This window comes from Pantoea sp. BJ2 (assembly GCF_040255075.1).
GTDB classification, from domain to species: Bacteria; Pseudomonadota; Gammaproteobacteria; order Enterobacterales; family Enterobacteriaceae; genus Pantoea; species Pantoea leporis.
In genome coordinates, this window is record NZ_CP158292.1 from 1,133,195 (window position 1) to 1,153,748 (window position 20,554).

Annotated in this window: 20 protein-coding genes and 1 tRNA gene; 8 read left to right on the forward strand and 13 right to left on the reverse strand. The window is 54.0% G+C overall.

Annotated elements, in window-relative coordinates; genetic code table 11:
- The first annotated feature begins 64 nt into the window (after nt 1-64).
- Nucleotides 65-481, forward strand: coding sequence for a Cu(I)-responsive transcriptional regulator (gene cueR / locus AAF463_RS05080; protein ID WP_350261624.1), 417 nt, complete (start codon nt 65-67; stop codon nt 479-481).
- Here cueR and AAF463_RS05085 read toward each other — a convergent pair.
- From AAF463_RS05085 to tesA, 5 genes are all read right to left on the reverse strand, one after another.
- On the reverse strand, nt 457-915 hold the full coding sequence (locus AAF463_RS05085) for an NfeD family protein (RefSeq protein ID WP_101762557.1): 459 nt from the start codon (nt 913-915) through the stop codon (nt 457-459). The two genes, cueR and AAF463_RS05085, sit on opposite strands and share 25 nt — an antisense overlap.
- Complete coding sequence (locus AAF463_RS05090; RefSeq protein ID WP_350261625.1) at nt 915-1,829, reverse strand: SPFH domain-containing protein; 915 nt, start codon at nt 1,827-1,829, stop codon at nt 915-917. The genes AAF463_RS05085 and AAF463_RS05090 overlap by 1 nt, the downstream gene beginning before the upstream one ends.
- A 63-nt stretch (nt 1,830-1,892) precedes the next feature.
- On the reverse strand, nt 1,893-2,747 hold the full coding sequence (locus tag AAF463_RS05095) for a co-chaperone YbbN (protein WP_101762382.1): 855 nt from the start codon (nt 2,745-2,747) through the stop codon (nt 1,893-1,895).
- A 79-nt stretch (nt 2,748-2,826) separates the two neighbouring features.
- Complete coding sequence (locus AAF463_RS05100; RefSeq protein ID WP_350261626.1) at nt 2,827-3,600, reverse strand: SDR family oxidoreductase; 774 nt, start codon at nt 3,598-3,600, stop codon at nt 2,827-2,829.
- Nucleotides 3,601-3,631: 31 nt separating this feature from the next.
- On the reverse strand, nt 3,632-4,258 hold the full coding sequence (tesA, locus tag AAF463_RS05105; RefSeq protein ID WP_176971305.1) for a multifunctional acyl-CoA thioesterase I/protease I/lysophospholipase L1: 627 nt from the start codon (nt 4,256-4,258) through the stop codon (nt 3,632-3,634).
- Between tesA and ybbA the strand changes: the two genes are divergently transcribed.
- From ybbA to AAF463_RS05120, 3 genes are all read left to right on the forward strand, one after another.
- A complete protein-coding gene (ybbA, locus tag AAF463_RS05110) occupies nt 4,226-4,912 on the forward strand; it encodes a putative ABC transporter ATP-binding protein YbbA (protein ID WP_350261627.1) in 687 nt (228 codons plus the stop codon). The two genes, tesA and ybbA, sit on opposite strands and share 33 nt — an antisense overlap.
- Complete coding sequence (gene ybbP / locus AAF463_RS05115; RefSeq protein ID WP_350261628.1) at nt 4,909-7,326, forward strand: putative ABC transporter permease subunit YbbP; 2,418 nt, start codon at nt 4,909-4,911, stop codon at nt 7,324-7,326. Before ybbA ends, ybbP begins: the two co-directional genes overlap by 4 nt.
- A gap of 83 nt (nt 7,327-7,409) precedes the next feature.
- A complete protein-coding gene (locus tag AAF463_RS05120; RefSeq protein WP_350261629.1) occupies nt 7,410-8,153 on the forward strand; it encodes a class I SAM-dependent methyltransferase in 744 nt (247 codons plus the stop codon).
- A gap of 81 nt (nt 8,154-8,234) precedes the next feature.
- Here AAF463_RS05120 and purK read toward each other — a convergent pair whose 3' ends face one another.
- The 4 genes from purK to ppiB all read right to left on the reverse strand — a co-directional run bounded on the left by purK (nt 8,235) and on the right by ppiB (nt 11,147).
- Entirely contained in the window at nt 8,235-9,299 is a 1,065-nt protein-coding gene (gene purK / locus AAF463_RS05125; protein WP_350261630.1) for a 5-(carboxyamino)imidazole ribonucleotide synthase, read from the reverse strand.
- Entirely contained in the window at nt 9,296-9,805 is a 510-nt protein-coding gene (gene purE / locus AAF463_RS05130; protein WP_192236684.1) for a 5-(carboxyamino)imidazole ribonucleotide mutase, read from the reverse strand. The genes purK and purE overlap by 4 nt, the downstream gene beginning before the upstream one ends.
- Before the next feature lie 131 nt (nt 9,806-9,936).
- Entirely contained in the window at nt 9,937-10,653 is a 717-nt protein-coding gene (locus AAF463_RS05135) for a UDP-2,3-diacylglucosamine diphosphatase (RefSeq protein WP_350261631.1), read from the reverse strand.
- Nucleotides 10,653-11,147 (reverse strand): peptidylprolyl isomerase B, encoded by a 495-nt coding sequence (ppiB, locus tag AAF463_RS05140; protein WP_008103818.1) that lies wholly within the window; start codon nt 11,145-11,147, stop codon nt 10,653-10,655. The genes AAF463_RS05135 and ppiB overlap by 1 nt, the downstream gene beginning before the upstream one ends.
- A gap of 371 nt (nt 11,148-11,518) precedes the next feature.
- On the opposite strand from ppiB, the gene cysS reads away from it, so the two are divergent.
- A complete protein-coding gene (gene cysS / locus AAF463_RS05145; protein ID WP_350261632.1) occupies nt 11,519-12,904 on the forward strand; it encodes a cysteine--tRNA ligase in 1,386 nt (461 codons plus the stop codon).
- 33 nt (nt 12,905-12,937) lie between these two features.
- Nucleotides 12,938-14,044 (forward strand): AAA family ATPase, encoded by a 1,107-nt coding sequence (locus AAF463_RS05150; RefSeq protein WP_350261974.1) that lies wholly within the window; start codon nt 12,938-12,940, stop codon nt 14,042-14,044.
- Nucleotides 14,045-14,069: 25 nt separating this feature from the next.
- On the opposite strand, the gene ybcJ is transcribed toward AAF463_RS05150, so the two are convergent.
- Together ybcJ and folD are read right to left on the reverse strand one after the other, a co-directional pair.
- On the reverse strand, nt 14,070-14,282 hold the full coding sequence (gene ybcJ / locus AAF463_RS05155; RefSeq protein ID WP_007890771.1) for a ribosome-associated protein YbcJ: 213 nt from the start codon (nt 14,280-14,282) through the stop codon (nt 14,070-14,072).
- Nucleotides 14,282-15,148: a bifunctional methylenetetrahydrofolate dehydrogenase/methenyltetrahydrofolate cyclohydrolase FolD gene (folD, locus tag AAF463_RS05160; protein ID WP_309835632.1), complete on the reverse strand. Its 867-nt coding sequence runs from the start codon at nt 15,146-15,148 to the stop codon at nt 14,282-14,284. Before folD ends, ybcJ begins: the two co-directional genes overlap by 1 nt.
- Before the next feature lie 175 nt (nt 15,149-15,323).
- Here folD and AAF463_RS05165 point away from each other — a divergent pair, with 175 nt between their 5' ends.
- Both AAF463_RS05165 and AAF463_RS05170 read left to right on the forward strand, forming a co-directional pair.
- A complete protein-coding gene (locus AAF463_RS05165; RefSeq protein ID WP_350261633.1) occupies nt 15,324-15,827 on the forward strand; it encodes a DUF1198 family protein in 504 nt (167 codons plus the stop codon).
- Nucleotides 15,828-15,922: 95 nt separating this feature from the next.
- Nucleotides 15,923-15,999 (forward strand) — tRNA-Arg (locus AAF463_RS05170).
- Between the two features lie 118 nt (nt 16,000-16,117).
- Here AAF463_RS05170 and AAF463_RS05175 read toward each other — a convergent pair.
- Both AAF463_RS05175 and AAF463_RS05180 read right to left on the reverse strand, forming a co-directional pair.
- Entirely contained in the window at nt 16,118-19,333 is a 3,216-nt protein-coding gene (locus tag AAF463_RS05175) for an HsdR family type I site-specific deoxyribonuclease (RefSeq protein ID WP_350261634.1), read from the reverse strand.
- A 14-nt stretch (nt 19,334-19,347) separates the two neighbouring features.
- Nucleotides 19,348-20,553, reverse strand: a complete 1,206-nt coding sequence (locus AAF463_RS05180; protein ID WP_350261635.1) for a restriction endonuclease subunit S — start codon at nt 20,551-20,553, stop codon at nt 19,348-19,350.
- Between the last annotated feature and the right edge of the window lies 1 nt (nt 20,554).

The window sequence follows — 20,554 nt, forward strand, 5'->3', positions numbered from 1 at the left end:
ATGCAAAATTTGCATTAGAACTACAGCCTAAACCTTCCCCTGAATGGAAGGTCAAGGGGGAAAGATGAACATCAGCGATGTTGCAAAAAAAACCGGACTCACCAGCAAAGCGATTCGCTTCTACGAAGAGAAGGGCGTGGTGACGCCGCCGTCGCGCGGTGACAATGGCTATCGCCATTACGCGGCGCATCATATTGATGAGCTGAATCTGCTGCGCCAGGCGCGTCAGGTGGGATTTACGCTGGAAGAGTGCCGTGAACTGGTGACGCTGTTCAACGATCCCGCGCGCCACAGCGCCGATGTTAAAGCGCGCACTTTGCAGAAAGCCGACGAGATTGCTGCGCACATCGAAGAGTTACATGTAATGCGTGCGCGCTTGCTGGAACTGGCGGAGGCTTGCCCCGGCGATGACAGCGCAGAGTGCCCGATCATCAATCACCTGGCCGGTTGCTGCCATCACGCCGATGGAAAGCGCGGCTGAATCATCAGCGTAATGCCGACCACGCCAGTGACAATCACCGGCGTGCCCGCCGGCAGGTCGCTATCTGCCTGCACGCGCCAGCTGCTGTCGCCAATGCGTACGTGTCCAAGGCCGTTTTTCAGTGCGTTATCCAGCGTCAACTGCATGCCCATTAACTGGTTGCCGCGCTGGTTAAGCGTGTTGGCGACCTGCGACGATTCGCGATAGCGCATCCAGCGATGCCAGAAGAACGCGCTGAACAACGTCATCACCGCAAACACAATGCCCTGACTGGTCCATGAGATGGGAAACAGCCACTCAATCAGCGCCACCGCGACGGCGGCTAAGCCACTCCACAGCAGATAACCGCTGGTGCCGAGCATTTCGGCGGCCAACAGCAGGCCGCCCAGCGTCAGCCAGAACCAGTGTGGATGCGCAATCAGCTCCATCAGGATCATGGTCTGCGCTCCGTCCGGTTCTCCTTCAGCAATTCACTGATACCGGCAATTGAACCGAGCAGGCTGCTGGCGTCCAGCGGCATCATCACCACTTTGCTGTTGTTGGCTTCGCCGATTTTTTGCAGCGCGTCGGTGTATTTCTGCGCCACAAAGTAGTTCACCGCCTGAATATCACCGGCGGCTATCGCCTCGGAGACCATGCGCGTCGCCGTGGCTTCCGCTTCTGCCTGACGCTCGCGCGCTTCAGCTTGCAGGAAGGCCGAGGTGCGTTCGCCTTCTGCTTTGAGGATCTGCGACTGCTTGTCCCCTTCGGCGCGCAAAATCGCCGCCTGACGTACGCCTTCGGCGGCAAGGATATCGGCGCGTTTGGTGCGTTCCGCCTTCATCTGCGCGTTCATCGCGGCGATCAACTCCTGCGGCGGGCGCACGTCACGAATTTCGATACGGGTAATTTTCACGCCCCACGGATTGGTGGCTTCATCAACGATATGCAGCAGACGCGTGTTGATGTTGTCGCGCTGCGACAGCATCTCATCCAGCTCCATGCTGCCGAGCACGGTGCGGATATTGGTCATGGTCAGATTCAGGATCGAGAGTTCAAGATTGCTGACTTCGTAGGCGGCGCGCGCCGGATCGACAACCTGAATAAAGCACACCGCATCAATGGTGACGTTGGCGTTGTCTTTAGAGATGATTTCCTGCGAAGGGATATCGAGCACCTGTTCCATCATATTGATTTTGCGACCAATACGATCCATGAACGGCACAAGCAAATTGAGGCCGGGCGCCAGGGTTTTGGTGTAGCGGCCAAAGCGCTCTACCGTCCACTGGTAACCTTGTGGAACAATTTTTACACCGGCCCACACGGTAACGAGTGCGAGCATAATGATGACGGGAATGACCGTTAACATATAACCTCCTGGCTGTCAGATTGTCGGGCCGAGTCGTTCGGCCCGTTTAACGCGCGGTACCGATCAGTACAGCAGCGAGTAAAGCTGGCGGCGATAGCGCGTGGCGAGGGTGTCGCCGGTGCCGAGTGCGGCCAAAATTTCCTGGAACATTTTACGCACCTGGCCGTCACCGACGCTGAGATCGCTTTTCAGGAAGCTGAATAACAACTCCAGCGCTTCCTCGTTGCGGCCAACCTGATGCAGCTGTAACGACAGTTTAGCAGCCAGTTCGGCATTGGTCGGATCGCTGGCTAACTGCTCCTGCAACAGCTGAATTTCTGGCGTATCGGCGGCCTGCTTTAACAGGTCGATTTGCGAAATCAGGCTCTGATAGCGCGTGTCCTGATCCTGCAGCGGCACCGCATCCAGCACGGTTTCTGCCTCGTCGCTGCGGTTCAGGGTGATCAACACTTCTGCCAGCAGGAAGCCAATTTCGCTGTTTTTGTTGCTCAGCTGCCAGGCGTCTTTCAGCAGCGGCAGCGCTTCCAGCGGTTTGCCTTCGTGCATCAATTGCATCGCCTGCTGCGCTTTAACTTCTTCTTCACGCGGCAACACTTTTTGCAGCAGAGCGCGAATTGCCTCTTCCGGCTGCGGTCCCTGGAAGCCGTCAACCGGCTGACCGTTCTGGAACAGATAAACGGTTGGGATCGAGCGCAGGCCAAACTGCGATGCCACCATTTGCTCTTTATCGCAATCCAGCTTCGCCAAAATAAACTGACCCGCATACTCCTGCGCCAGGCGATCCAGCACCGGCGTCAGTTCCAGACAGTGCTGACTGCGTTCGGACCAGAAATAAAACAGCACCGGCAGCTGCATCGACTGTTCTAAGGTCTGCTGCAGGTTGGATTCGTTGATGTCGATAATCAAAGCGTGTGACATGAATACGTCTCTTGTCAGAAAGTGTGTTGAGGATATGGGGGCAAGCTGCCCCGGTTCAAGTTTGATTCTGCGTTGCAGCTTAGTTGCTGCGCAAAATGCGATCCAGTATCCAACCTGGCAGCAGGCGTTTTAGCAGGCTCATCGCCCAGGCCACCAGCGTTACCGGATAGCGCAGGCGCGGATGTTTGCTCTCTAACGCGTGGCGCAGCTTCGGCAAAATCGCTTCCGGCGGCAGCGTGAAACGCGCGGCGATGCCCGGATTTTGCACCGGTTTATCCTGCTGGCCCTGATGCACGTTATCGGTGAAGCTGGTGCTTATCGGGCCCGGCTCAATCAGGCTAACGCGCACGCCAGAGTCGCGCACTTCGAGACGCAGCGCATCGCTCCAGGCTTCCAGCGCCCATTTGCTGGCGGCATAGGCACCGCGTCCCGGCGTGGAGATCAGTCCCAGCACCGAGCTGGTATTGACGATGCGTCCGTTGCCGCTGGCTTGCAGCGCGGGCAGCAGGCGCATGGTCAGTTGATGGGTGCCAAACAGGTTGGTGGAAAATTGCTTCTCTAATTGCTGACGCGAAACGCTGCTGAGCGGCCCATATTGACCAAAACCGCCGTTGTTAAACAGCGCGTGCAGGCGATGATCGGTGAGTTCCAGCACGCGATCAGCGGCGGCATCGACGCTGGCGGCATCATCGAGATCCAGCTGCACGCCAGTAAATCCCAGCGCTTCCATGCGCGCCACATCGTCGGCGCGGCGACAGGCGGCCAGCACGCGATAGCCGCGTGACAAAAGATCGTTCGCGGCGACCAAACCAATGCCGCTCGAGCAGCCGGTGATGAGAATTGTTTTTTGCATTTCTTTACCCGTTAAAAATCACACGCCTGCATTAATCATGCTTTACTAGCGGAGCCAGTTCGGTCGCCATCAGGTTGGCGATAAACGGCTGAGCATCCGGATTGGGGTGAATTCCATCCTGCTGCATCCACTCCGGCTTCAGGTAGACCTGCTCCATAAAGAAGGGCACCAGAGGAATGTCGTACTGCTGTGCCAGGCGTGGATAGATCGCGCTAAACGCTTCCGTATAACGACGTCCATAATTAGCCGGTAGACGAATCTGCATCAGCAGCGGCTGCGCTTTCGCGGCTTTCACTTCGTCGATCACTTTGGTTAGGTCCGCGGCGATATTCTGCGGCGGGAAACCACGCAGGCCATCGTTACCGCCCAATTCGATTAACACCCAGCGGGGTTGATGCTGTTTTAATAGGCCCGGTAAACGCGCCAGCCCTTGTCCTGCGGTATCTCCGCTGATGCTGGCGTTGACCACTTTGGGCTGCTGTTGCCACTCTTTATTCAGCAGGCTGGGCCAGGCCGCCGTGGCTGACATGCGATACCCGGCGCTCAGGCTGTCGCCCAACACCAGCAAGGTATCGGCGGCGGCGAGTCGGGACACCAGCAGAAGCAATAACAACAGGAAGGGATAATGCCAGCGGAAAACATTGTTGCAGTTCATCATCTTACTAAGTCCGTCGGTCAGGGAGAGCATCAGCTGACCATCCTTACCGGAGTTGAGCTGGTTGTCAAACCAGCTGAGACCATCGCCCTGATTGGCGAGTCCGGCTCTGGCAAATCCACGCTGCTGGGCATTCTGGCCGGACTGGACGACGGCAGCAGCGGCGAAGTGCATCTGCTTGGCCAGCCGCTGCACAGCATGAATGAAGAGCAGCGAGCGGCGCTGCGCGCGCGCGAAGTGGGCTTTGTGTTTCAATCTTTTATGCTGGTGCCGACGCTGAATGCGCTGGAAAACGTGCAGCTGCTGGCGCTGCTGCGTGGCGACAGCGATCGCGAAAGCCGCAGCCAGGCGGTGGAACTGCTGACGGTGCTGGGTTTGAAAGATCGTCTGCATCATCTGCCGGCGCAACTTTCGGGCGGCGAGCAGCAGCGTGTGGCGTTGGCGCGTGCCTTTAGCGGTCGTCCCGGTTTGCTGTTTGCCGATGAACCCACCGGCAACCTCGATCGTAAAACCGGCGATCGCATCGCCGATCTGCTGTTCTCCCTCAACCGCGATTTTGCCACTACGCTGATTCTGGTGACGCACGATGAACAACTGGCGGCGCGCTGCGACCGTCGCTTACGGCTGCGCGACGGCAAGTTGTGGGAGGAGTCATGATTTTGCGCTGGTTCTGGCGCGAGTGGCGTTCGCCCTCGCTGCTGATTGTCTGGCTGGCGCTCACGCTGGCGGTGGCCTGCGTGCTGGCGCTGGGCTCGATCAGCGATCGCATGGAAAAAGGCTTAAGCCAGCAGAGCCGCGACTTTATGGCGGGCGATCGCACGCTGCGTACCACCGCGCCCGCGCCGGAAGCGTGGCTTAACAAAGCGCGCGACGAAGGGCTTTCGGTCAGCAGTCAGCTGCACTTTATGACCATGACCTTTGCGCAAGATACGCCGCAGCTGGCGGACGTGAAGGCGGTGGATAATGCCTATCCGATGTTTGGCACGCTGCAAACCGAACCGCCGGGCTTACGTCCACAAGCGGGCACGGTGTTGGCCGCGCCGCGTTTGCTGGCGCTGCTGAATCTGAAAGTAGGCGATAGCGTGGATGTCGGCGATACCACGCTGCGTATTGCCGGGGAAGTGATTCAGGAGCCGGATGGCGGCTTTAATCCGTTCCAGACCGCGCCGCGTCTGCTGATGAACCTGGCCGACGTGGAGAAAACCGGTGCGGTGCAGCCGGGCAGTCGCCTGAGCTGGCGCTATAAATTCTCCGGCGATCCGGCACCGCTGGCGCGCTATGACAGCTGGATCGAACCACAGCTAAAAGCCGATCAGCGCTGGATCAGCGTGGAGAATTCGGAAGATGCGCTGGGCCGCTCAATGCAGCGTGCGCAGCAATTTTTACTGCTCTCGGCCTTGCTGACGCTGATGCTGGCGATTGCTGCGGTGGCGGTGGCGATGAGTCATTACTGCCGCAGCCGCTACGATTTGGTGGCGGTACTGAAAACGCTGGGCGCAACGCGCAAGGCGCTGCAGCGGCTGATTATCGGCCAGTGGCTGGCGGTGCTGCTGCTGGCGGCGATTGTCGGTAGCGCCCTGGGGCAGGGCATTGAAGTGATCCTGCTGCTGATGCTGAAACCGGTGCTGCCGGGCGCGCTGCCAGCGGCGAGTTTCTGGCCGTGGCTATGGGCGATTGGCGCGATGTTTGTGATTTCGCTGTTGGTGGGTTTGCGTCCGTACCGCTTGCTAATGGCGACACAACCGCTGCGCGTGCTGCGGCGGGATGCGGTGGCGAACGTCTGGCCGCTGCGATTCTATCTGCCAGCAATGGCGCTGGTGGTGATTGGCTTACTGGCGCTGCTGATGGGCGGCAGCAAAATGCTGTGGGCGCTGCTGGCGGGCGTGGTGATGCTGGCGCTGCTGCTGGCGTTACTCGGCTGGGGCACCTTGCTGCTGCTGCGTCGGCTGGTGGTGCGCAATCTGGCGCTGCGCCTGGCGATCAACCGTCTGCTGCGTCAACCGGCGATGACGCTCAGCCAGCTGGCGGCGTTTTCACTGTCATTTATGCTGCTGGCGCTGCTGCTGGTGATGCGCGGCGATCTGCTGGATCGCTGGCAACAGCAACTGCCGCCGGACAGTCCGAACTATTTCCTGCTGAACATCACCAAAGAGCAGGTGCCGCAGGTGCGCGACTTCCTGGCTGGACATCAGCTTAAGCCAGAAACCTTCTACCCGATTGTGCGCGCGCGTCTGACCGAGCTGAACGGCAAAGAGGCCGATCCCAAGCTGGATAACGCACTGAATCGCGAACTGAATCTGACGTGGCAAGCGGAGCGTCCCGATCACAATCCGTTGATATCCGGCAACTGGCCGCCGCAGGCCGGTGAAGTGTCAATGGAGGTGGAGCTGGCGGATCGTCTGGGCGTGAAGCTCGGCGATAGCTTGACCTTCAGCGGCGATACGCAGCAGTTCAGCGCCAAAATCACCAGCTTGCGTAAGGTGGATTGGGAGAGTCTGCGGCCGAACTTCTTCTTTATCTTCCCGCCGGGCGCGCTCGATCAACAGCCGCAAACCTGGCTGACCAGCTTCCGTATGGAGAGCAATCCGGCGCTGCTGGCGCAGCTTAATCGTGCATTCCCGACGCTGAGCCTGCTGGATATCGGCAGCATGATGCGCCAGATCGGTCAGGTGCTGACGCAGGTGAGTCAGGCGCTGGAAGTGATGGTGGTGCTGGTAACGGTGTGCGGCGTGCTGCTGCTGCTGGCGCAGATTCAGGTCGGCATGCGTCAGCGTCGGCAGGAGTTGGTGGTCTATCGCACGCTCGGGGCCAGCAAGCGCCTGTTGCGTGGCACTTTATGGTGTGAGTTTGCGCTGCTTGGCGTGGTGTCGGGGATTGCGGCGGCGCTGGGCGCGGAAGCGGCGTTATGGGGCTTGCAGCGCAAGATCTTCGATTTCCCGTGGCAGCCAGACTGGACGTTGTGGATCGCCTTGCCGATCGGCGGCGCGCTGCTGCTCTCGCTGTGCGGTGCCTGGTTGGGGATTCGGCTGTTAAAACATAAGGCGCTGTTCAGAAGCTTCAGTGCCGGATAAGCAAAACGGTTTTGTCTTAAATTTAAGTTCTGGTCTGGGTGAGTCGACTCATGAAAGCAGACCAGACTTATTTAAGGCTAAACATGTCATCTCCACTTATCGTCAAATCTGTTGTTGAAATCGGCTGCTGTAAAGTCTGCCAAGGCGAAGCCACGCTGTATGGCGTGACCGATTTCAATACCATCTGCCATTCGGAAAATGCCAGCCGCTACACTTATCCTTTGACGGGTGTGGCGATTTATTATCATCAATGCCAGACCTGTGGTTTGGTTTATACCCACGCGTGCGATGACTGGACGCCAGCGGATTATGCACAGCATATGTATAACGAGGCTTACGGGCAGTTTGATCCTAACTATGAGATCAATCGACCGATGAGAAATCGCGATCTGATTTTGACGTTATTCAAAAAATATCACGGCAAAAAAATGCTGGATTACGGTGGAGGCACCGGCACGCTGGCGCGCTTAATGCAGGAAGTGGGCATTGATATGGTGGCGTGGGATCCGTTTGTGCCCGGCGATTATCCAGAACTGAATTCTTATGAATTTATAACCAGTTTTGAGGTGTTTGAGCATACGCCGGATCCGCATAAAACGCTGGCAGAAGTGTCAGGTTTTTTGAAAAAAGGCGGGGTGTTTTTCTTCAGCACAGCGACCACTGACGAAGTGAGTCATTTGGGGATGACTGACTGGTATATTGCCCCGCGCACCGGTCATATTACGATTCATTCGGAAGCATCGCTGAATGCGCTGTTTAAGGCGCATGGTTTCCAGATTACGCATCTGAATCGCTGGAGTCATGTGGCGATGAAGATGGTGGGGTAAGGGGAGTTCTGAGCGGGCTGATGCCCTCACCTCGGCCCTCTTCCAGAGGGAGAGGGCTAGGGTGAGGGAAAAACAGCTGAACTACAGCTTCTCAACTGCCCACGCAATCCCGCTTGCATACGCTTCCGGCAGCAGCGGCACCAGCGCATTCAAGGCTGACGCCAGACGTGCGTGATCGCTATCGGTGAGATTAAGATGCCCAACCTTGCGGCCTTCACGCACCTCTTTGTCATACCAATGCAGATGTACCAGCGGCTGCTGCAGCCACGCCAGATTCACCTCAGTACCAATCAGATTCACCATCACCGACGGCGCAAACACCACCGGCTTTGGCAGTGCCAGGCCCAAAACCGCACGCAGATGCAGCTCGAACTGGCTGATTGACGCGCCATTCTGCGTCCAGTGGCCGCTATTGTGCACGCGCGGTGCCAGCTCGTTGATCAGCAAACCTTCTGGCGTAATGAAACACTCCATCGCCATCACGCCGACGTAGTTCAGCTCATGCATGATGGCGCTGAGCATCGCTTCTGCCTGCTGTTGCTGTGCGGCATCGGCCTGCGGGAACGCCACGCTGGTGCGCAGAATGCCGTCCTGATGCAGGTTATGCGTTAACGGATAAAACATCGTGCTGCCATCGTGTCCGCGCACACCGACCAGCGACACTTCGCCGCTGAAATTAATGCCCTGCTCAACGATGCATTCGCCGTAGCACTCATCCGGCAGCGCATCGGTTTCATGGGCGCGCAAACGCCACTGACCGCGGCCGTCATAGCCGCCGGTACGACGCTTTACAATCGCCAGTTCGCCAAGCGAGCTGAATACGTTTGGCCACTCGGCTTTATCGGCCAGCAGCTGCCACGGCGCGGTGGCGAGGTTCAGCTGATCCAGCAGCTGTTTTTGCGTCAGGCGATCGGCCAGACGCGGGAAGATATCGCGATTCACAAAGGCTGGATGGCTCGCCAGTTCGCGGGTTAACGCGGTTTCCGGCCAGCGCTCGATCTCAGCGGTGATCACGCTTTCGGCGATCGGCAGCGCAGAAGGTTCTGCATCCAGGCCCACCGGATACACCGCGATGCCCAGCGGTTCTCCCGCCTGGCGCAGCATGCGGCCTAACTGACCATTTCCTAATACGCAAACCGGCTTCATGCGTCCTCCCGCGGATCCGGGTTGTTCAGTACTTCATCCGTTTGCGTTTGACGCCAGTGGGCGATGCGCGTTGACAGCGCGCTGTCATGGATCGCCAGAATCTGTGCCGCTAGCAGGGCGGCGTTGGCAGCACCGGCTTTACCAATTGCCAGCGTACCCACCGGAATGCCGCGCGGCATCTGCACGATGGAGTAGAGGCTATCGACGCCGCTCAGCGCCGCACTTTGCACCGGCACGCCCAGCACCGGCACCAGCGTTTTCGCGGCCAGCATGCCCGGCAAATGGGCAGCACCGCCGGCACCGGCGATGATCACCTGAAAACCGTTGTCGGCTGCGGTTTCCGCGAAGCTGAACAGTTTGTCGGGCGTACGGTGAGCTGAGACCACTTCAACGTGGAAGGGAACATCCAGGCTGTTAAGAATTTCCTCGGCGAACTGCATGGTAGCCCAGTCACTTTTGGAACCCATGACAATGGCGATACGGGCCGGGGCGGCGTTGGATGACATGCGGTCAACTCCTGTGAATATGCAAACGAACCTGGCCGGGCGGGCAGGCGAAGAAGGGCACAGAGAATAGCATGAGATGGCAGCAAGGAAAACGGTTGCGTAGGCGGAAAACGGGCATTGATGCCCGGATTTCAGAAGGGGAATTCGATCAGGCTGACGCCGCTGGCATCAAGCTGAATCATCGATCCGTTCTCATGCCAGGCACCCAGCACCGCGCGCTCGGCGTTTTCACCGTGCAGCGGGAAGGCGTGAATGGCGGGACGATGCGTGTGGCCGTGAATCAGAATCGCCACCTGTTGGCGCGTCATCGCGGCTTCCACCGCGGACTGATTGACGTCCATGATGCTGACCGATTTATGCTGATTCGCCTGCTTGCTGCCATTGCGCATGCGCGCGGCAATACGCATGCGCAGACGCAGCGGCAACGCGAGGAACAGACGCTGCAACCAGCGCTGATGCACTTTGGCGCGGAAACGCTGATAGCCTGCATCGTCGGTACACAAGGTATCGCCGTGCATGATCAACACACGATGTCCGTAGCGATCGAGCACTTTCTCTTCCGGCAGCAGCGTCATGCCGCTGGCACGCGCAAAACGCTGGCCGAGCAGGAAGTCGCGATTGCCGTGAATAAAGAACTTCGGCACCGGCAGCGCCTTGAGCGCCGCAGCGATTTGCTGATGCAGCGGATTAGGATCGTCGTCGCCGATCCAGGCTTCAAACAGATCGCCGAGGATGTAAAGCGCATCGCACGTGCGCGCTTCACCCTGCAAAAAATGCAGAAAACCGGCAGTAATTGCCGGTTCTTCATGACACAGATGCAGATCTGCGATAAACAGCGTGCGCGACATTACTCGCTAACAGTCACTTTCTGGATGACAACATCTTCAACCGGAACGTCCTGATGCATGCCGCTGCGGCCGGTTTTCACCGCTTTGATTTTCTCAACCACGTCCATGCCTTCAACCACTTCAGCGAACACGCAGTAACCCCAGCCTTGCAGGCTTTCGTCACGGAAGTTCAGGAAGTCGTTGTCTGCCACGTTGATGAAGAACTGGGCCGTTGCAGAATGTGGCGCCTGAGTACGCGCCATCGCCAGGGTGCCTTTGGTGTTTTTCAGGCCGTTGTTTGCTTCGTTGCGGATGTCTGCTTTGGTATCTTTCTGCTTCATGCCAGGCTCAAAACCGCCGCCCTGAATCATGAAACCGTTGATTACGCGATGGAAGATAGTGTTATCGTAAAAACCTTCCGCGCAGTATTCCAGGAAGTTCTTCACGGTAGCCGGCGCTTTGTCATCGAAAGTTTTGATTACGATATCGCCATGGTTCGTCTGGAAAGTGACCATTATTTTCTTCCTGTCAAGGTTGTCGTCAGTATCAACTGCCACGCCTGTAAGGCGGCGGGGCATTTTTGTAGACGCTTCTTATATCACAATTTCCAATAACGCGTCAGTAACCGGACGGCAGTTGGCAACCGAGCGATGCACAAGTCAGAAAAATACGGCACAATAACCGGCTTGATGTTTGTCAGTTAAGAGATGAAAACCGTTCTCATAGCGCGCACATTCCGTAGCGGCGCAATTTATTGCGCGATAAATCGCGCCGCTACGGAATGTGCAGTCACGGATTACAGTGGTTAACTGGTTGGCTTGACGCAATAAACAGCAAGATTTTTGATAGTTCTATTCCCGCACACGTAAATAAACGGAACCGTTCAATGCTAAAGATTTATAACACCCTGAGTCGACAGAAAGAGGAATTCAAACCCATCCATGCCGGTCAAGTCGGTATGTACGTGTGTGGTATCACGGTTTACGACCTCTGTCATATCGGCCATGGGCGTACATTTGTGGCATTCGACGTGGTGGCGCGTTATCTGCGTTACGTGGGCTATCAGCTGAAGTATGTGCGTAACATCACCGACATCGATGACAAAATCATCAAACGTGCCAATCAAAACGGGGAAAGCATTGAAACGCTGACCAACCGCATGATCGCCGAGATGCATAACGATTTCGCCGCGCTCGGCATTCTGCCGCCGGATCTGGAGCCGCGCGCCACCCGCCATATCGATGAAATCATCGAGCTGGTTGGCAGGCTGATTGAGCGTAAGCACGCGTACGTGGCGGACAACGGCGACGTGATGTTCGACGTGATGAGCGACAAAGATTACGGCGTGCTGTCGCGTCAGGATCTGGAGCAACTGCAGGCCGGCGCACGCGTCGAAGTGGCGGACGTGAAGCGCAATCCGATGGACTTCGTGCTGTGGAAGATGTCTAAAGCCGACGAACCGGCGTGGAACTCGCCGTGGGGCAACGGCCGTCCAGGCTGGCACATCGAGTGCTCGGCGATGAACTGCAAACAGCTTGGCACCCATTTCGACATTCACGGCGGCGGTTCGGACCTGATGTTCCCGCACCATGAAAACGAAGTGGCGCAATCCACCTGTGCGCACGATGGCCCGTATGTGAATTACTGGATGCACTCCGGCATGGTGATGGTTGATCGCGAGAAGATGTCGAAATCGCTGGATAACTTTTTCACCGTGCGCGATGTGTTGCAGCACTACGATGCCGAAACCGTGCGTTACTTCCTGATGTCGGGACACTATCGCAGCCAGCTCAACTACGGCGAAGACAACCTCAACCAGGCGCGTGCGGCGCTCGAGCGCTTGTACACCGCGCTGCGTCATACCGATGCCAATGCTACGGCGTCGGGTGGCGAAGATTTCGAAGCGCGTTTCCGTACCGCGATGGATGACGACTTCAACACGCCGGAAGCCTATTCGGTGCTGTTCGATATGGCGCGTGAAGTTAATCGTCTGAAGACTGAAGACAAAGCCTCCGCTGATGCGCTGGCGGCGAAACTGCGCCAGATCGCTAACGTGCTCGGCATTCTGCAGCAGGATCCCGAGCAGTTCCTGCAGAGCGGTGCGCAGGTGAATGATGATGAAGTGGCGGAAATCGAGCATTGGGTAAAAGCCCGTTCCGACGCGCGTGCAGCCAAAGATTGGGCGCAGGCGGATGTGGCGCGCGATAAGCTCAATGAGTTGGGCGTGATCGTTGAGGATGGGCCGCAAGGTTCCAGCTGGCGACGCAAATAACCGGAGAGGGCGAGAAATCGCCCTTTTTTATTGATGGCGATTGAACAGATTCATATTCACGGCTTCCGATCGGTGCGCGACCTGACGCTACCGCTGCAGCAGCTCAACGTGGTGAGCGGCCCGAACGGCTGCGGTAAATCCAACCTTTATAAAGCGGTGCGATTGCTGCACGAAGCGGCGAGCGGACGTTTAGCGCTGGCGCTGGCGGAAGAGGGCGGCATCCAGAAAGCGATGTGGGCGGGCGGATTACGGCGCGGCGATCGTCGCCACGATCCTAAACGTCTGGCGCTCGCGGTGGTGATGGATGATATGGATTATCAGCTTGATATCGGTTTTCCTGAGCCGTTAGCCACCAGCATGTTTAACCTCGATCCGCTGGTGAAAGAGGAGCGTATATGGATGAGCGGCCAGCGTCGGCGTCCTTCCTCCTGCATCCTGCAGCGGCAAAATCAAACCGCTTTCCTGCACAACGTTGAGGGCGAACGCGTTGCTTATCCTGCGGTGCTGCATCCGGAAGAGTCGCTGTTTGGGCAGCTTGGCGAGCCGCACCTTTATCCCGAGCTTTCGCAGGTACGTGAAAGGCTGCGCCAGTGGCGTTTCTATCATGAGTTTGCGGTGTGGCCCGGTTCGCCGATTCGTGCGCCGCAGATTGGCGTGCGCGCGCCGGTACTGAGCCACGATGGCAGCAATTTGGCCGCAGCCTGGGCCACAATTGTTGAACGCGGTCATTCCGAATTACTGCTCGAGGTGATGGCCGAAGCCTTCCCGGACACGGAATTTCACGTTGATGTGCAGAACGGGCGTTTTCAGATGCTGATGTCACGGCGGGGGATTTTGCGTCCGCTGGAGAGCGCCGAGTTCTCGGATGGCACGCTGCGCTTTCTCTGCTTAGTGGTGGCGCTGCTCAGCCCGCGTCCGCCGGCGTTTATGGCGCTAAATGAACCGGAAAACAGTTTGCATGAAGACTTGTTGCCTGCATTAGCACGACTGATCACCGAAGCCAGCCAGTTTAGCCAACTGTGGATCACCAGCCATTCACCGAAACTGGCGACGCTGATTGCGCAGCATACGGCGGTGAATCATATCGCGCTGGAGCAAATCCAAGGGGAAACTCGGGTGGTGGGGGAAGAGCGGATTTAGGCGTCCCGATTGGGACGCCTAAAGGTCAGGCAACAACCGTAATCTTAAAGCCCGCAAACTCGACCTTCTGGCCTTCAACAATCTTGCAGCGCTTACGCGTTTCAACTGCGCCATCGACGCGCACTTCGCCTTCCGCGATCACGGCTTTCGCCTGCGCACCGCTTTGCACCCAACCTTCGAGTTTCAGCAGGTCGCACAAATCTACGTGGGCATGTTTACCGAGAGAAAAACTGGCCATTATGCCTCCTCAATGTCGTGAAATTCTTCGCACGCCGTCAGCGTGTTTTGGATCAGTGTAGCAACCGTCATTGGACCGACGCCGCCTGGAACGGGCGTGATGAACGAGGCGCGCTCAGCAGCCGCTTCGAACTCCACATCACCCACCACTTTGCCGCTGTCGAGACGATTGATACCCACATCAATCACCACCGCGCCCGGCTTGATCCAGTCGCCCGGAATAAAGCCCGGCTTGCCGACCGCTACCACCAGCAGATCGGCGTGCTCAACGTGATGACGCAGATCTTTGGTGAAACGGTGCGTGACGGTGGTGGTACAACCGGCGAGCAGCAGCTCCATGCTCATCGGACGGCCAACGATATTCGATGCGCCAACCACCACGGCGTTCAGGCCGTAAGTATCGATATTGTAGCGCTCCAGCAAAGTGACGATGCCGCGCGGCGTACACGGACGCAGCTTCGGCGCGCGCTGGCACAGACGACCGACGTTGTATGGATGGAAACCATCCACATCTTTGTCCGGCACGATGCGCTCCAGCACTTTGACGTTATCGATGCCGGCTGGCAGCGGCAGCTGCACCAGAATGCCGTCGATGTCGTTATCGTTGTTGAGCGTATCAATCAACTCCAGCAGCTCGGCTTCGCTGGTGGTGGCCGGCAGATCGTATGAGCGGGAGATGAAGCCCACTTCATCACAAGCACGACGTTTGCTGGCGACATAGATCTGCGAAGCCGGGTTTTCACCCACCAGCACAACTGCCAAACCAGGCGCACGTTTACCGGCCGCCAGACGCTGCTGTACTTTTTCGGCAACCTCAAGGCGCACCTGCTGCGCAATCGTTTTACCGTCAATAATTTTTGCTGCCATCAGAGAGGAAATCCATCTGTAGAGGGTTAGATCGGGGATGGCGCCTATTCTGTCAGAAGCGCGTGCGGCTGTCAGGTAGAGATTCGCCATCAACGCCGCTTTCCCGATTTTTCGCCGTGGCGCCCGCCCGCGTTAGCGCTTATGATGCCGGGCAGTGAATGAGATGGATGACGTGATGATTTGGTTAATTCTCGCCACGCTGGCGGTGGTGTTCGTGGTAGGTTTTCAGCTGCTGACGGCCAGCTCGCGCCATGCGGTGCAGGCGCTCAATAAACAGTTGCAACTGCCGCCGGTGCATATCGAATCGATGTTGTCGCTGATGGGCAAAGAGGCGGCAAAAGAGTTTACCGATTACATCGCGGGAGATAACGACACGCATCTGCACAATGGCGCGGCGGTGCTGCTGATTTGGCAGGTGCTGATTGTCGATGGCAGCGACGAAAATAGGCAGCGCTGGCATGGCATTTTGAGCCGGGCGGGGTTTTCTGCGTTGATTTCGAGGCAGCAGCTGTTGCTGGCATTGGGGTTCTTGCGCCAGCTGGAGCCGGACAGCCAGGAATTGCATGCGCTGCGCGACCAGTACAATGCGCACTTTACGCAGCAAGGGATTGAGCTGGAAGGCGAAACCGAGCAGGGCGGGAATCTGGTGTCGATGAGCGAGTGGCGCAAGCGGCATTAAGGGGTTTTGGTTAATCTGGCAGCACTCCGCTGCTCTGGAAGGGCAAAAACGTTGACGCGCGAGCCGCTGGACGTATAATCCGACCCAATCACTATGCGCCCTTAGCTCAGCTGGATAGAGCACCGGCCTTCTAAGCCGTAGGTCACAGGTTCGAATCCTGTAGGGCGTACCATTTTCAAGTCAACACACTTCTACTGAACTCGCTTTATTTCTAATACTTTCTGATTTTCGATGATCTATTGTAGCTAGATTGAAGAACCCTAATCAAAAATCAGAGTTCTTATGCATGACTATTCCGCTAAGCCATCTATTTTTCCAACTACTTCGTCAATAAAGTCATCCGTTTTAGCACAAATAAATTTCTTTAAAAATTGTTCAATGCGCATATTCAACTTGAATAAAGGTAGTTTGACACCGTCCTGCTTTTCAAAATAGAGCTTGGCTTTTTCTTTATTTACCGTTTCTTTTAGTGCATCGAAACGGCCAAAGTTGTTTAAGTTTTTCTCATTAACGTTATCAGCCATTAATGATATGAGCTGTCCTTTATCTAAACCAAGTGCATTGACAACAGCATTCAACTGCGCATTTTCAGCATTATCTTTGTAGGTGTTAATATAGTCCCTAAAAGTATGGCCTTCAATTAGCTGCGCATCGCCGCGGTGCAAATCGTGTAAGAAAAGCTTGGCATACTTTTGCTCGCTTTGAGTTAACGACGCAAACGATTTGTGCAGTTCATTTAAAGTGGTTTCAATTCTTGCAGAATCGTGGTTTTTGTTAAGCTCTTTTAAATACTTATCGAAACGACTATTCATGTAGTCGGCATCGATTTTACCCGTATCTATTTCAGTTAAATAACCACTAATATCAAAAGGTATATCGCCATCCCCCGTGCCATCGCGATCACCTTTGCCTACCAACTCTTTATAGCGCAGGACCAAGCTAAAGTAAGTTTGTTCATCTATGGCCAGCATTACCTCATGTTCAACATCATTTTCAGTAAAGGAATAGAGCGACTGTTCCCAATTCAAGCCTTGTACTTTGGCGGCTTCAAGATGCTGGTTGAAAGCGTTAAATAATTTGGTGAACTGGGCACAGGATTCTATATCCTCTGGCAGTTTTTCAAAATTATCTATACCTGCGTTCGTAAACAGCTCGGTAATGTTAGCCATTAATTCATTAATGGATTCTAGATTGCTTTCTAACCTATTAACAAATAAGCCGATAGGTTTATCGCCGGAATAGAGTTTTACCGCATCCTTAATGTGCTGTTCCATGGTATGTGGATAGCGATAATAACGGATAACGCCGTGGGGTTTGTCCGGTCCAAACAATCGATTTGTGCGTGAGAAGGCTTGAATAATATTTTGGTATTTAATCACTTTGTCTAAATATAAGGTGTTGAGCCATTTAGAGTCAAAGCCAGTGAGCATTTGATCCACCACGATCAATAAATCTAATTGTTTTGAAGGCTCGGTGTGAATACGTTCGTAGGGCTTTTTATGTGCAAGACGTGCCGCTAAATCTTTTTTAAAAGCCGCGTGGCGGGCAAAATCAAAATCCTGGCCGTAACGCGCGTTATAGTCATCCATAATTTCGTCCAGACCATCGCCTTTAAAGGTGGGGCCACGGTCGCCACTGCCGTCGTTATCAATGTTCGGGTCAAATAAGGCCGATACTTTCAGTTCAGGTTTAGCGGCTTTTAAATGACGGTAATAGTCAATGGCTTCGGCAATGCTGTTAGTGGCCAAAATAGCGTGGAATTTATTGCCTTGGCTAAGCACATCCCATTTATGCAGAATATCTTCCACCACTTTGGCTTGGTGAGTTTCGCTTAAATATTGGCTTTTAGGCACATAGTTTTCAATGCCTTTGTGGTACTTGCCTGTGGCGTCTTTATTGCCTGCTATCGGCACGTTATTTATAAAGTGGTTAAACTTTTTCTTTTTGGCTGGGTTATCCATAGCCTCCATCACCGAGCCGGCTTTGGCTTGCTCTAACGCCACTGCTTGTCTTAGATCACTGTCTCTAAAGGTGGGTACTTTGTAAGGGTCGAAACCCAGCACGTTGCCATCGCGTATACCATCGGCAATGCTATAGCGGTGTAGCTCGTTGCCAAATACGGTACTGGTGGTATTGCCATTTTTTTCGTTTTCTTCTTGAATGGGTGTCCCAGTAAAGCCAAAAAACAAGGCGCGCGGAAAGGTACGTTTAATAATAATTAGCATGTCGCCAAAGGTAGAACGGTGCGCCTCATCGACAATAAACACTAAACGCTTAGCGCGGATTTTTTCAATATCCGCAGAATTTGTGGCCGCACCTTCATCGTCTACATCTTCAAAAATATTACTCATCTTTTGAATTGAGCTAACAATTAAGGTATCGGCGGGGGCGGCACTTTTTAATTTGGTAATGAGTACGTGAGTATTTTCTGTTGCTTGAACGTCTTCGCCATCGCCAGCAAAATTGCGGTATTCCGCGAGCGACTGGGTGCCCAGTTCAATCCTGTCCATTAAAAAAATCACTTTATCGGCATCTTTGGATTGTGCAATCAATTGCGCCGATTTAAAGCTTGTCATGGTTTTACCCGAACCTGTGGTATGCCACACATATCCCCCGAGGCGATCGGGATTATTGGCCGCGCTGCCCAGTTGTTGCCAGTTGGTTTTGGCCACTTTGTCAGATATCGCATTGGCGGCGTAATACTGATAACTGCGCATTACCTTGAGCACGCCGTCGGTATCGTCGGCAACGGTATAAAAGCCAATTAACTGGTGCGCCATAGGGATAGAAAGCAAGGTAGAGGCGATGTCTTTCCAGTGATTCATGGGCTCGTTATTAAAATCGGCCCAGTTAAACTGATAGTCAGGGTTAAACTTGCCGTCTAACCCTGGATTGGCAAAGTATTTTGTCTCATTCGGTTCCATTGCCACATAGACCTGGATAAGCGAAAGCAAGCCGCTAAATACACCCTCTTTGCTGTATTTTTCAATTTGGTTCACTGCCTGGCTAACCGGAATACCACTACGCTTCAGCTCTACATGGATCACCGGCATACCGTTGATTAGTAATAGCACATCCCCGCGTCTATCGTTACGCAAAGGGCTGCCGCGTTCAAGTTTGGGTTGCTGCACAATTTGGTAACGGCTTTGTCCGGCAGCGATTTCCTGGCGATCGTATATTTTTAAGCTGACTTCTTTGCCCATATGCAAGGTATCGGCTGGGTTATCGCGCTTAATCGCCACGGTTTTGCCGTTAATTAAACCGTTGAGCTTGAGCGGTGTTTTAAGTTGTTTTATTTGCTCAATAATTTGCTGCATTTCAGTCGCGGTAAGCGGAACATCATTTAAGCGATCCTGCTGGCGGTTGTTTTCAAACAATATGTTTGCCCAGTTTTGCAGTAAATCGGCTTCAGTTTTGTTTTTGAGTATCTCCGGCTCCCAACCTTTGTTGGTGAGTACCTCAATAAAGGCCTGCTCAAATTGCGCTTCGGTTTTAAAGATGGTCATGATGGCGCTCCCTGTCAGATAAACATTTTACTTAAGCAGGTCTGCTTGATACTATTCAATTTGGTAATTTGTTGTTTTTGTTGATTAATCAGCATGTCTAATTTTTTGAAATAATGGCCCACTTTTTCCTGTTCTAATTCACTAGAAACCCATATAAATGTAGAAGCTAATTCTGAGGTTGATATAGCCTCGAAAGTTGAACCTGCGGAAACTGTGTACCAATAACTATCAGATTTAAGTTTCTTCAGTTGTTGATATATAAATTCATTTCCATATATTGCTGCCACGCCTCTCCCAATAACAATATCATAATTAGTTTTTCCGACTTCACCCACGGGTGCTCTAACACTAAAAATCAATGCACCCTTTGTAGCGGTTTTTGTGACTTCTGTAGTCCATACTCTAGGGACAACGAAGCCATCTTTTAAATCTGCATTTCCTTGGACTAAAATATAATCGTTAGGATTGTCTGTATAATTTTCTCCATTTGGAGACTGTCCCATGGTTATATTAGTAGTATCACCTAACTTTTTTTTCTTCCAATCGCCACTAAACTCTTTAAAGCGAATTTCTGGTATGGTTTCGCCAGGTTTGGGAAACATTTTTTCCAGCATGGCTTTTTTAATGTTTCTGAGCTTGTCATGCTTTTGCTGGTGTTGATTAATCAGCGCGTCAAGCTTTTGGAAGTAGTTGCCGATTTGGTTTTGTTCTTCGTCGTAGCACGTATTTATCGGTGTTGCTTTCGCTTGTTCAATTGTGTAGTGCGCAATCGTTCCTGTATGAGAAATACTTTTAATATGTTTTTTGAAAGGTGCACTAAAGAAAAATGTATATAGAAAATACCCATTGAATTTTTTATTATTCTTTAGCCAAAGCAAATCAGCATCCTTGAAATATAAAGGATTATCGTTCGGGGCTAGATAGGGAATACCAATGGAGCCACCGCCAGTTATAAGGAGATCATCTTTTGTTACCTTGCCAATCTTCTCGGAGAGGCTGTTGTAAACTTCATGGGAAATATAGGCTTTAGTGTTTTCTTGTCCTTTGTAAATAGATATTACATCGCTTGTTCTAAAAAATGGCACGCCTGCTTCAGTCCATTGCTCTTTATGAACTCGTGCGGCTGATCTAATATCTATTAGTTCACCTAGATTATTTTTAACCCACCCCCCACTAAACCCTTTAAAGCGAATTTCTGGTACCTTGCTATCCATACTCATC